Below are 12343 nucleotides of genomic sequence, written 5' to 3' on the forward strand. Positions count from 1 at the left end.
CCACTGTCGCGCAGGGCGAGAATGAGCGCTTCGGGGATGCCGCACAAACCGAAGCCGCCCACGGCGATGGTTTGGCCGTGTTGCACCACGTCCCTTAGCGCTTCGAACGCACTCCCAAAAACCTTGTTCAAGATTCCACCACCAAGTCTTGGCGCGTGACGCTTCTCAAGAACGGTTCGAGGGCCGCTTTGAACGCGTCGGGATCTTCTTGCGGAAAGCCGTGCCCGCGTCCTTTCAGCACGAGCTCGGTCGTGCCGAGGGCGCGCGCTTGAAGGGCCAGCATCTCGGGCGTGATGAGACGGTCAAGTTCTCCGCCGAGAACGAGGGTCGGCAACGTGACGAGACGGCCTTCCACCGACCAGCGCTCCAAGGCGCGGGCGTTGCCGGTGAAGCCGCTCGGGTCCATGCGGCGCGCGTCTTGCACGAGCGCGTCGAAGTTGTGCGGCCGAGCGCTCGGGAAGAGGGCGGCGAGGCTCGCCGTGAGGAGGGTGACGTCCGAGCGGAGAAGTTCCAGCACGGGGTAGTTCTCCTCGGGCGTCTTCAGGCCGCTCAGGGGAGCGCTCGCCGCGAGGACGAGGCCCGAGAAGCGTTCGGGATGGCGAGCGGCGAGTTCGAGCGCGACCGCGCCACCGAGGCTGTGCCCGATCAGCACGGGACGATCGAGGTTCGAGGCGTTCACGAAGTCGAGAACGGCGTCCGCGAAGCCTCGGATGGACGGTTCGCCGAGGGGCGGCGCGTCCCCGAAGCCGGGCAGGTCGGGCGCAAGGACACGCCAACCGCTCGGAGCGGCGGTCACGAGGGCGTGCCACCAAGCTTTCGAGGCGAAGTTGCCGTGCAGGGCGACGAGGGGGCGGCCCGCGCCGCCCGAGAGGTGTGGAAGCATACCGAGTCCTTTCGAAGTCAGGAAGTCAGCAAGGTTTGAAGGTGCGGCGCGAACGCGTGCGTCTCGGCGACGCACGCGAGGTGCCCGAGGGTGGAGTCGATCTCGACGTGTTCGTGGCGCACGTTCGCCTCGCGCGTGACGCGCGTGAAGTCGCGCGCCTCGTCGACGGGGAAGAAGAGGTCGCCGCGCACGTTGACCGTCAAGAGCCGCGTGCCCGCTTCGCGCCACGTCTCGGCGAGGACGCCGAGCGGAGCGACTTCACGCAGGTCGTGCGTCTCGATGGCGCGTACGAGGTCGATCAGGTGCGGCAGGGACGCGGTCGCGGCGCGCTCGGACAGGTACGACTCGAAGTCCGCGTCGGGCACGCCGAACGTCGCGTGCAAACCGTCCGCGCCGAGTCCGAACAGGCTCACGAGCCGCAGGGCCTCGCGCACGTCGCCGAGGCGCGCGACTTCACGCAACAAAGGACCGAAGGTCCCTCGAATGACGACGCCGGCGTACGGACTGCAGGCGATCGCGGCGATGCGCGGCGCAAGGTGGGGCGCGCGCGCCGCCCACTGCAACGCCTGCATTCCGCCGAAGCTCGGTCCGATCACGGCGTGCCACCGATCCAACTTCAGGAAGTGCAGCAGTTCGCACTGCGTCTCGAAGAGGTCGGCGAGCGTCCACGCCGGAAAGGTGTCGCCGAGAGCCGTCCCGTCGTCGTCGAGCGTGTCGGGGCCGGTCGTGACGAAGCGCGAGTCGTTCGCCTGCACGTTCGAGAAGCTGTTCATGCTCACGACGAAGAAGCGGTTCGTGTCCACGGGCGCGTTCGGCCCGACGAGGTCCGCCCACCACCCGCCCTCTCCGGCGACGTGCGACGTGCCCGTGAGGTAATGGCACACGAGGACGGCGTTGTCTCGCGCCTCGGAAAGCGTTCCGAAAGTCTCCACGCCGAGCCGCACGGGCAGGGAGGCCGCCGAGCCGAGGGGTCGGCGCGTCTCGAACACGAACGCGTTGCGAAGCACGCGGTCAGCATAGGGGCGCGGTGTTACATCGATGTAACACCGCGCCCCTAGACTCCGAGGCGAGGAGAAACAACATGATGAAGAAATCGGCGCTGACGGTAAGCGTTCTGGTGGCCTTGACGAGCGGTCTGCTTTCCACTGCGAACGCGGTGAAGGTCGGAGTTCTGCTGCCCCTCTCGGGAACGGGCAGCGTGTCGGGCCAAGCGGCCCAAAACGGTTACAAGCTCGCCCTCAGCGAGATCAACAAGAAGGGCGGCGTGCTCGGCAAGCCGCTCGAAGTCGTGTTCGAAGACGATCAGTCGACGCCCGCCAAGGCCGTGCCCGCCTTCGTGAAGCTCGTGACGGTGGACAAGGTGGACTTCATGGCGGGCGGCGTGTCGAGCGCCACCACCATCGCCTTGTCGGGTCCCGCCAAGCAATACAACACCTTCATGGCGTGGATCGGCGCGGCCGCCGTGCCCGTCGAGGACGCTTTCGCGGACGCGCCGTACTTCTTCCACTACCACCCGTGGGCGTACTACAACGTCGCGGCGGTCGCGGACTTCTACAAGCACCTGCGCCTGAAGAACGGCGCCAAGACGATCGCGATCGCGTACGAGGACGGCCCGTTCGGCTCGAGCGGCATCGCCGACCTCGTCAAGCTCTTCGAAGGCACCGGCCTCAAGGTCGTGGCGACCGAGAAGTTCAAGTCGGGCAGCGGCAGCTTCGGCGCCCTCGTCACCAAGGTCAAGGCGGCCAACCCGGACATCTTGCACTGGATCGGGTACGACGTGGACGCGTTGCCGCTCGCGACGGAACTCAAGCAGCAGGGCGTGAAGCTCGGCATGCTGTACGGCACGCCGCCCTCGTGGCCCGTCGGCTTCGAGAAGAACCGCGTGGCGGACGACGTCGCCGGTCTCTCGATGTGGGTTCCGTCGTCGCCGGTGCTGGCGTCGAAGGACTTCGTGGCGAAGTACAAGAAGATGTTCGGGTCCGTCACCGAGGAGTACTTCGCGCCCCTGGCGTACGTGAACCTCATCAGCCTCGCGAACGCCATCAACAAGGCGGGCAGCGCCGACAAGGACAAGGTCGCGGCGGAACTCGCCAAGACGAACATGAGCACGCCGTTCGGAAAGCTGACGTTCTCGAAGAGCAACAAGATCAAGTACCAAGGCTTCAAGGGCGAAAACTGGCTGCACTTCCAGTTCCTGAACGACGAGCGCGTCCCCGTGTACCCGAAACGCGCCGCGAAGGCTCCGATCGTCTACTCGAAGTGAAGCGACCCTACCTCAAGGAGGTTTCGTCATGCCGACGTTTCACACGTCCCGCCTGAGCGTGCACGCTTCCGAGCGGCCCGCTCAAGGTGAGGCGACGCGCTTGCTGCTGATTCACGGCAACGTCTCGTCGAGCGCCTTCTACGAGCCGCTCATGGCGGCGTTGCCCGCGCACTTCCACGTGCTCGCGCCCGACTTGCGGGGCTTCGGAGACACCGAAGCCCTCCCGATCGACGCGACGCGAGGTCTGCGCGACTTCGCCGACGACATCTGGTCGCTGCTGGAGCACGTCGGCTGGACGCACGGTGTGCACGCCGCCGGGTGGAGCACCGGGGGCGGCGTGGCGATGCAACTCGCGATGGACCATCCGGGCGCCTTGGCGAGCCTCACCCTCATCGACGCCGTGAGCCCCTTCGGCTTCGGCGCGACGCACGGCGAGGACGGCACGCCGAACGACGAGGACTTCGCGGGATCGGGCGGCGGCACGGCCAATCCGGCCTTCGTCGCCGCCCTGTCGAGCCAGGACCGCTCGGACGCGCCCGGCTCGCCGCGAGACGTGCTGCGCTCGTTCTACTTCCATTCCTTTCGCCCCGCGCCCGAGGTGGAGGAGCGTCTGCTCGACTCGATGTTCACGACCCGCACGGGCGACGATCACTATCCGGGCGACTTCACGCCTTCGGCCACTTGGCCGAACGTCGCGCCCGGCACGCGCGGCATCCTCAACGCCCTCAGTCCGAAGTACCTGAACCTCTCGGAATTCGCCGATCTGCCCGACAAACCGCCCGTGCTGTGGGCGCGCGGCGCGCACGACCGAATCGTGAGCGACACGAGCGCCTTCGACTTCGCCCTGCTCGGCAGCCTCGGCGTCGTGCCCGGCTGGCCGGGCGCCGAGCAGTGCCCGCCGCAGTCCATGAACGCCCAGATGCGCTTCGTGCTGAACCGATACGCGGCGAACGGCGGGACGTACCGCGAAGTCGTGTTCGAACGCAGCGGGCACTCGCCGTTCCTCGAAGAGCACGAAGCCTTCCTCGCCGCGTTCTCGCAGCACGTGGAGGCCGCCGCGAAACAACCGACATGATCGAACTCTTCTTGCAAACTCTGCTCAACGGGCTGCTGCAAAGCGGCATCTACGCCCTCGTCGCGTCGGGCCTCGCGCTCGCCGTCGGCGTCGTCGGCATCGTGAACTTCGCGCACGGCGAGTTCTTGATGATCGGCGCGTTCCTCTCGTGGGGCTTGCTGACCTACTTCGGCATAGACCCGCTCATCGGCCTACCGCTCGCGGCCCTCACGACTTTCGGAGCGGGCGCGTTGACGTACCGCGTGACGATCAAGCACGTCCTGCTCGCACCGGAACTCAACCAAATGCTCTTGACGTTCGGCTTGTCGATTCTGCTGCAAAACCTCGCTCTGCTGCTGTTCGGCGGCAACACACGCTCGGTGAACACGTCGTACCAGACGCTCAGCGTGTCCTTCGCGAACCTCAACGTCGGCCTTCCGAAGCTCATCGCGTTCGCCCTCGCCGCCGGATTGCTCGCAGCGCTGTACTTCGTGTTGTACCGCACGACCCTCGGTCGGCAGATGCGGGCGGTCGCGCAAAACCGCCGTGGCTCGGCCCTCGTCGGCATCGACGTGGACCGCGTGTACCTCATCGCGTTCGGCGTGTCGTGCGCGCTCGCCGCCGTCGCGGGCGTGCTCATCAGCGTGCTGCTCTTCGCGTCACCGACCGTGGGGCTCGTGTTCGGCCTCAAGGCGTTCGCGATTATCGTGATGGCGGGCCTCGGCAACCTCACGGGCGTGCTGTGGGCGAGCGTCGTCCTCGGCGTGTCCGAAGCGTTCGTGCAAACGTACGTGGCGGGCGGCGGCGGTTGGAGCGACGCGGTGTTCTTCCTCTTGATCTTCGTGACGCTCGTCGGACGCTCGTGGAACTTCCGCCTTCGGAGGGCTGCGTGAGCGGCTCTACCTTGCCCGGCAAGCCGAGGCGGTCGCCGTGGGCGTCCGCGCGCGGCCTCGTGCCGCTCGGCGTGTTCTTCGTGCTCGCCTTGGTCTTTCCGTTCCTGCCCTTCGGAGACCGCGCGGAGTTCCTGCTCCAGATCGCGTACTTCACGATGGTGGCGGCGATCTTGGCGCTCAGCTGGGACATCCTGGCGCGTTCGGGGCAACTGTCGCTCGCGCACGCCGCCTTCTACGGCCTCGGCGCGTACTCCTTCGCCCTGTTCATGACGAAGCTGAGCTTCTCGTGGATTCCGGCGATGCTGCTCGCCGGGGTGGTCGCGTCACTCTGCAGCCTCGTGCTCGGCGCGGTGACGCTGCGCCTCAGCGGAATGTACTTCGCGATCGCGACGCTCGCCTTCACGGAAGTCGTGCGGACCGTGATCCAGAATCTGCCCGAAAGCTTCGCGGGCGGCGCGAACGGCCTGCTCGTGCCCGCCATCCTCGGCGGAAATTCGCGCGCGCAGTTCTACGCGGCGTTCGCCGTGCTCGTCGTGACGGTCCTCGCGAGCCTCTGGGTGCGCTTCTCGCGCCTGAACTACGCGTTCGCCGCGATTCGTCAAGGCGAAGAGGTCGCGCGGGTGCTCGGCGTGAACGTCGTTCGCTTCAAGCTCCTCGCGTTCGCCGTGTCGAGCTTTCTCGCCGCCTTGGCGGGCGTGCTGTTCGCGGGCAAGACCTTCTTCATCTCGCCCGGCGACACCTTCAGCCTCGCGACGAGCATCGCGCCGCTCACGACGAGCATCTTCGGCGGGCTGTACACCACCCTCGGGCCGGTACTCGGCGCGACGGTGCTGAGAGTCGCCGAGGAAGGGCTTCACACGTACGTCAAGAACGGTTACCTCATCGTGTACGGCCTCGTCCTGATGGCCTCGATCCTCTTCATGCCCAAAGGCCTCATGGGCTTGTTCGGGCGCGGAAAGGGAGGCAACGCGTGACGGCGGGCCCTCTCGCTCCCCGCGCCGCTCCTCTCGCGAACGCGGGAAGCCCCGCGGTTCTTCGTGCGCAGGGGCTCTCGAAGCGCTTCGGGGGACTCCTGGCCGTGTCGAACGTCTCCTTCGACCTCTTTCCGAGCGAGATTCTCGCGATCATCGGGCCGAACGGCGCGGGCAAGACGACCTTGCTGAACCTCTTGTCGGGCGTGTACCGTCCTTCGGCGGGCCGCTTGGAAATCGGCGGGCAGGACGTCACGAACCTCTCGATGGAAAAGCGCTGCCACCTCGGCCTCGGGCGAGCCTTCCAGATCGTGCGACCCTTTCCGGAAATGACCGTGTTGGAAAACGTCACGGTCGGCGCGCTCTTCGGAAAGCCCGGCACGAAGCTCGCCGAGGCGCGCGAGCGCGCGTACACCTTGCTGGAACGCACGGGGCTCGCGCCGCACGCCGAGAAGTCCGCGCACGACCTCAACTTGCTTCAGGACAAGCGCCTGGAAGTGGCGCGCGCCCTCGCCACGAATCCGACGGTGCTGCTGCTCGACGAAGTCATGGCGGGCCTGCGTCCCGGCGAGGCGACGGAAGCGGTGGAGCTCGTGCGGGGGGTGCGCGAAAGCGGCGTGAGCGTCTTGTTCATCGAGCACATCATGCCCGTCGTGCGTGACCTCGCGGACCGCGTCGTCGTGATGGACGCGGGCACGGTCATCGCGGGCGGTACGTACCAGGAGGTCGTGCGTGAGCCGCGCGTGGTCGAAGCGTACCTCGGCGGGGAGGTGACGGATGCGACTGACGATTGAGAACCTCAAAGCCGGGTACGGCAAGGTGCAAGTGCTGTGGGACGTGTCCGTCACGGTCGAGCCGGGCGAGTTCGTCGCCGTGATCGGCGCGAACGGCGCGGGCAAGACGACGACGCTGCGCGCGGTGTCCGGCATCGTCAAGCCGACGGGCGGGCGGGTAACGCTCGGCGGAACGGACCTCGCGCGCCTCTCGCCGACGCAAATCGTGAAGCACGGCCTCGGGCACGTGCCCGAAGGGCGCGAGCTGTTCGGCTTCATGACCGTGCTGGAAAACCTCGAACTCGGCGCGAGCGTTCGCGCGGAAGCGAAAGCCAAGAAGAGCGAGACCCTCGAGCACGTCCTGACGCTCTTTCCTCGTCTCGCCGAGCGACGCGCGCAACTCGCCGGCACGTTGTCGGGCGGCGAGCAGCAGATGCTCGCCGTGGGCCGCGCCCTCATGAGCCGCCCTCAAGTGCTGCTCGTGGACGAACCGAGCCTCGGCCTCTCTCCCCTGTTGACGCACACGGTGTTCGGCGCCCTGAAAGAAGTCAACCGAGAGGGCGTCGGCGTTCTGCTCGTGGAGCAGAACGTGCTGCAAAGCCTCAAGCTCGCGTCACGCGCGTACGTTTTGGAAAACGGCCGCGTCGTGAAGCAAGGGCTCGCGGCGGACCTCTTGAAGGATCCGGGAGTGCGAGAAGCGTACCTGGCGTTGTAAAGAACGACCGCGGAAAGGTAACGAAAGGCCCCGAACGAAACCGTTCGGGGCCTTTCGTTATCACTCATTTGTCTGGACGACTTTTCAAAAGCCCGAGTTTATGAAGATTTCGCCCTTGCGGAACCGGGGTGGGGACCCTATAGTCCATCCAGCTCAAACTCAAAAGGAACGCGAGGACGCACGCGAAGAGCGTGTCTCGAACGGCGTTTTCTCGTTTCGATCCCCAAGGAGTGCCGTGAAGAAAATGCGTGCTGCCGGTGTCGTCGTCTTGTCCCTTGCTCTCGCCGCGTGCGGTCAGCAAGGCCCCTCGTCTTCCATCTCGTCCGGTGACGTGCAAGCGCAAGGCGTTCAACAAAACCAAGGGCGTTACCTCGTGGGCTTCAAGCGCGGCGTCGGCGTCGACCGTGCCGCCATCAGCCGCGTGGGCGGGCAGATCACGCAAGAGTGGCGCGAACTCGACGCGGCCGCCGTTCGCCTTCCCGCCGCCGCCCTCAACGGCTTGCGCAACAATCCGAACGTCGAATACGTCGAAGATGACGTGATTCGCTACGCCCTCGGCAAGCGCAGCGTCGTTTCCGATGGCAAGCCGAGCGCGAGCGCGCCGAGCGCGACCCCGAGCGCCACGGCGACCGTCGGTCCTTGGACGGCGAGCGGCGAGTTCACGTGGGGCGACAATGCCTTGAACGTGCAAACGCTGCGCTCGTCGGGCTACACGGGCTTCAACGCCACGACGAGCGTCGCCGTGTGCGTCGGCGACACGGGCATCGACGGGACCCACAAGGAGTTCGCGGGCAAACTCAAGGGCTATCAGAACTTCATGGGTGACGGACGCAACGATCCGAACCAGCTCAACGACGTGTCGCACCACGGCACGCACGTCAGCGGCACGATCTTCGCGCAGTACAACGTAGGGTCGGCCGGGCTTCAAAGCGGCATGGACGCGAACGGCGTCGGCGGCGTCGCTTCAGGCGTGAACCTTTACATGGCGCGCGTTCTCGGCGACGACGGCAGCGGTTCGTCGAGCGGCATCATCAACGGCGTGAACTGGTGCGTTTCTAAGCTCAAGAGCCAAGGCGGTCCCGAAGGACACGTCGTCATCAGCCTCTCGCTTGGCAGCAGCCGTGGCAGCAAGACCGAGCAGCGCGCCTACGACTCCGCGTACAGCAAGGGCGCCCTCATCATCGCGGCGAGCGGCAACGACGGCGGCCCCATCGGCTACCCCGCGAACTACACGTCCGTCGTGGCGGTCGGCGCGATCGACGATCACGCGAACCTCGCGTCGTTCAGCAACTTCGGCGCGGATCAAGAGCTCGTCGGACCGGGCGTGGCCGTCCTGAGCTCGGTGCCGACCGGCACGGGCCTCGCGGCCAGCGCGAGCGCCACGGGCGTCACGGCGTACACCAGCGTCCTCGCCGCCGAGTTCGCTGCCAAGGGAACGGTCGCGAACACCGCGATCGTCGCGACGAACTCGGCGAACAACGAGCTCTGCGGCGTCGGCACGACGGACGCGAACCTCGGCGGCAAGATCGCCCTCATCGCGCGCGGCACCTGCTCGTTCGAGGAGAAGGTCAACAACGCCGTCTCGAGCGGCGCGAAGGCCGTCATCATCTACAACAACGCGGCGGGCGACCTCGGCATGACGCTCAACGTGCAAAAGACCGTCCCGGTCGTCGGAATCACCCAACAAGACGGTCAGAACACCCTCGCCGCCATCAACGCCTCGGCCACGAAGAGCACGCCGGGCACCGTGAGCATCACGAGCGCCGACTACGAGTACTTCGACGGCACGAGCATGGCGACGCCGCACGTGTCGGCCGCCGCCGCGCTCGTGTGGGCGACGAAGCCGACGTACAGCAACGCGCAGATTCGTTCGCTGCTGCAATCCACCGCGACGGACCTCGGTACGACCGGCAAGGACAACAACTTCGGCTACGGCCTCGTGAATCCCCTCAAGGCGATCAACACCAACTGACGTCCTGACGACCGAACAAGAGCGAGAGGGTCTTTCGTGGCCCTCTCGCTCTTCTTGTTCACGACTTGCACTGAGCCAAAACGCGCAGGTGAAGCGCGGGGTTCGCCGCCTATCCTGATCGCTATGACCTTCTCGTTCGAAGAGCGCCTCGATCGCTACGCCGACGTGCTCGTGCGCGTCGGCGTGAACCTCCAGCCCGGCCAACGTCTGCTGCTGGGCGCGGACCTCACGGCCGCGCCCCTCGCCCGCTTGATCGCCAAGCACGCCTACGCCGCCGGATCTCCCCTGGTGAACACGGTGTGGGACGACGCGGAAACGACGCGCACGCGCTTGCTGCACGCGTCACCCGACACGCTCGCGGAATTTCCCGAGTGGCAGGCGCGCTTGTGGCGCGAAACCGCCGAGCGTGGCGACGCCTACTTGTACGTGAAAGCCGACGATCCCGGTCTGCTCGCCGACATCCACCCCGACCTCGTGGACCGTGACCGACGCGCTCGGCAAACCGCGTTGCGCCCGTTCTCGCAGCTTTTGCGCAAGAACGCGTTCGCGTGGTGCCGCGCCGCGTCGCCGAGCCTTCCGTGGGCGACGCGCGTCTTTCCCGACTTGCCGCCGCAGGCCGCCTTGGAGCGCCTGTGGAACGACGTCTTTCAGGTGACTCGCGTAGACGAACCGGACCCCGTCGGGGCGTGGTGGGCGCACACGAACGAGTTGGAGAGGCGGGCGAACGAACTCAACGCCCGTCGTTACCGCGCCGTGCACTTTCGAGGTCCCGGCACCGACTTGCAAGTCGGGCTCGCCGATCGGCACGTGTGGGTGGGCGGCGCGTCGCTCACGCCGTCGAACGTGCCGTTCGCTGCCAACGTCCCCACCGAGGAAATTTTCACCTCGCCGCATCGTGAGCGCGTGCACGGCACGGTTCGCGCCACGAAACCGCTGGCGTTGTCCGGAACGATCGTGGAAGGCATCGAGATGCGCTTCGAGGGCGGGCGGATCGTGGAGGCGCGCGCTTCGCGCGGCGAGGAAGCCTTGCGCCGCGCCCTCGATACCGACGAGGGCGCGCGCTTCCTCGGGGAAGTCGCGCTCGTGTCCGCCCGGTCGCCGGTGGCCGCGACCCGCACGCTCTTCCTCGACACCTTGTACGACGAGAACGCCGCGTCCCACATCGCGTTCGGCGCGTCGTACGGCGAGAACTTCGAGCGGGGCAACGACCTCACCTTGGCAGAGCTCGCGGCGCTCGGCGCGAACGACTCTCTCACGCACGTCGACTTCATGGTGGGCGACGAGAACGTCGACGTGGACGGACTTCGCGAGGATGGAACACGCGAAGTCCTGCTTCGTGACGGAGACTGGGCGTTCTGATTCGCCGTCCTTGAACACGAGGGCCTCGCGCGAGACGCACAGATCTCGGAGGTTCGCGTGCCGCCTTCTCGGTTCCAGGTGTCTCGCCGCCCGTCAGGGTCACGAGGTGCCAAAGGCCGAGCCCATCAAGCGGACCGGTGATGTTGGCGCTCGGTTCCCGGGTGCGTCAAGGCGCGGCCTTCTCGCCGAAGGCCGCGCGTCCGCTCAATCCTTTCGGCTCACGCCGCGCGAAACGGCCGCCGCCGCCAAACCGCCCGCGAAGTACCACGTGACCGTCAGAAGTTGCGTGAACGGCGACCGCGCGTCGGGTTGCCGCCCCAATCCGAGACGATGCGGCAGGAACACCGCGCCGAGGCCCGCCGCGAGGCCGAGGGCAGCGCCGCGCGTCCACGTGCCCCGCGGCGAACCGACGCTCACGAGAGCGTAGTACAGCGAGTTCGACACGACGTCGCCCAGCATGGCCGCGCGGTACAAGTCCTCGCCGTGGGGCGGCTCGGCGCCGACAGCCGAGATCGTCTTTTCCAAGCCGCGCTCCCCGATCACGTCCATGCGTGGAGCGTGCGGCACGGCGCGGCGCACGCCCTCGTTGAGCAGCGTGACGGTGAGGGCTCCGGCAAGACCGCTCGCGAAGCCTTTCAAAGTGCCGTTCTTGTCGTTGTGCATCGTGACCTCCTCTCGCTTCTGCATACTCCACGCGGCGAGGCGTCGTGCCCTGTCTGAAGAAGCGCTCATCATCGCGGGGGCGGTTTACAGCCCATCGTGATCTGGAACCACGTTCATGGTGGAGGGCCAACAAGAAGCGCATTCCCTTTTCCGTCGAGGCGAAGGGACGTTCCGGCATTTCCCGCTCGACTTGAGGAGTACGACTGCACGACCGGCATCGGAAGCCCGAAGGCGAACACGATCGTTCCGTCCTTGCAACGCACTAGCGCAAGAGCCTCTTCAAAGTTCCTGCGCGTTCGGTAGGCTGTCGTATGAACGTGTCTTTCCTCATTCGTTCGACGACGCCCGGTGACGCGCCCGCGTTTCACGCCGTGATGATGGCCGCCGGGATGGATCCGCGCAGCTCATGGACTCGCACGACGGTCGCGCAAGTCGAGTGGTCCCTCGTGAACCACGGGGGCTTCGTGGCGATTTCGGGTGAGCGCGTCGTGGGCTGCGTCGGTCATCGTCCGGACGGCCCCGCCACGTTGACGCTCAACAAGCTCGCCGTGCTGCCCGAGGCGCGTGGATCGGGCGTCGCGCGGGCGCTCGTGGCGGCGGTCGAGGAGGTCGCGCGCGAGCGGCACTTCGAGCGCGTCCTGCTCGCCGTGAGTCAATTCAACCTCTCGGTGATCGGCTTTTACGAGAAGCTAGGGTACGCGGTGAACGGCGCGGCGACGTACGCCTTCGCCAGTCCTCTCAGCCCGCCGCCCGTCGTGATGACGAAGCAAATCGACGCGCGCTGAAGGTGAGCGACA

Annotated in this window: 13 protein-coding genes; 9 read left to right on the forward strand and 4 right to left on the reverse strand. The window is 66.7% G+C overall.

What is annotated here, in order from left to right:
* The 3 genes from DES52_RS15995 to DES52_RS16005 form a co-directional block, all read right to left on the reverse strand.
* A partial coding sequence (locus DES52_RS15995; protein ID WP_281268579.1) for a CoA-transferase occupies positions 1-131 on the reverse strand: 131 nt, incomplete at its 3' end.
* On the reverse strand, positions 128-883 hold the full coding sequence (locus DES52_RS16000; RefSeq protein WP_110887840.1) for an alpha/beta fold hydrolase: 756 nt from the start codon (positions 881-883) through the stop codon (positions 128-130). The genes DES52_RS15995 and DES52_RS16000, both read right to left, overlap by 4 nt.
* A 17-nt stretch (positions 884-900) precedes the next feature.
* Positions 901-1890 (reverse strand): alpha/beta fold hydrolase, encoded by a 990-nt coding sequence (locus DES52_RS16005; RefSeq protein WP_110887841.1) that lies wholly within the window; start codon positions 1888-1890, stop codon positions 901-903.
* A gap of 74 nt (positions 1891-1964) precedes the next feature.
* Here DES52_RS16005 and DES52_RS16010 point away from each other — a divergent pair, with 74 nt between their 5' ends.
* From DES52_RS16010 to DES52_RS16045, 8 genes are all read left to right on the forward strand, one after another.
* The gene (locus DES52_RS16010; RefSeq protein WP_245901067.1) at positions 1965-3146 is read left to right on the forward strand and encodes an ABC transporter substrate-binding protein; all 1182 of its coding nucleotides are present in this window, start codon (positions 1965-1967) and stop codon (positions 3144-3146) included.
* Positions 3147-3174: 28 nt separating this feature from the next.
* Positions 3175-4221, forward strand: a complete 1047-nt coding sequence (locus tag DES52_RS16015) for an alpha/beta hydrolase (protein WP_110887842.1) — start codon at positions 3175-3177, stop codon at positions 4219-4221.
* On the forward strand, positions 4218-5093 hold the full coding sequence (locus DES52_RS16020; protein WP_245901068.1) for a branched-chain amino acid ABC transporter permease: 876 nt from the start codon (positions 4218-4220) through the stop codon (positions 5091-5093). The genes DES52_RS16015 and DES52_RS16020 overlap by 4 nt, the downstream gene beginning before the upstream one ends.
* A complete protein-coding gene (locus tag DES52_RS16025; protein WP_211317943.1) occupies positions 5090-6067 on the forward strand; it encodes a branched-chain amino acid ABC transporter permease in 978 nt (325 codons plus the stop codon). The genes DES52_RS16020 and DES52_RS16025 overlap by 4 nt, the downstream gene beginning before the upstream one ends.
* Positions 6064-6858: an ABC transporter ATP-binding protein gene (locus tag DES52_RS16030; RefSeq protein WP_110887843.1), complete on the forward strand. Its 795-nt coding sequence runs from the start codon at positions 6064-6066 to the stop codon at positions 6856-6858. Before DES52_RS16025 ends, DES52_RS16030 begins: the two co-directional genes overlap by 4 nt.
* A complete protein-coding gene (locus DES52_RS16035; protein ID WP_110887844.1) occupies positions 6842-7552 on the forward strand; it encodes an ABC transporter ATP-binding protein in 711 nt (236 codons plus the stop codon). The genes DES52_RS16030 and DES52_RS16035 overlap by 17 nt, the downstream gene beginning before the upstream one ends.
* 244 nt (positions 7553-7796) lie before the next feature.
* A complete protein-coding gene (locus DES52_RS16040; RefSeq protein ID WP_110887973.1) occupies positions 7797-9524 on the forward strand; it encodes a S8 family serine peptidase in 1728 nt (575 codons plus the stop codon).
* A 123-nt stretch (positions 9525-9647) separates the two neighbouring features.
* Positions 9648-10883 (forward strand): aminopeptidase, encoded by a 1236-nt coding sequence (locus tag DES52_RS16045; RefSeq protein ID WP_110887845.1) that lies wholly within the window; start codon positions 9648-9650, stop codon positions 10881-10883.
* A gap of 204 nt (positions 10884-11087) precedes the next feature.
* Here DES52_RS16045 and DES52_RS16050 read toward each other — a convergent pair whose 3' ends face one another.
* The gene (locus DES52_RS16050; protein WP_110887974.1) at positions 11088-11546 is read right to left on the reverse strand and encodes a hypothetical protein; all 459 of its coding nucleotides are present in this window, start codon (positions 11544-11546) and stop codon (positions 11088-11090) included.
* A 311-nt stretch (positions 11547-11857) separates the two neighbouring features.
* On the opposite strand from DES52_RS16050, the gene DES52_RS16055 reads away from it, so the two are divergent.
* Positions 11858-12331 (forward strand): GNAT family N-acetyltransferase, encoded by a 474-nt coding sequence (locus DES52_RS16055; RefSeq protein WP_110887846.1) that lies wholly within the window; start codon positions 11858-11860, stop codon positions 12329-12331.
* Positions 12332-12343 lie beyond the last annotated feature (12 nt).

Origin of the sequence: Deinococcus yavapaiensis KR-236 (assembly GCF_003217515.1) — a bacterium.
Lineage (GTDB): Bacteria > Deinococcota > Deinococci > Deinococcales > Deinococcaceae > Deinococcus_A > Deinococcus_A yavapaiensis.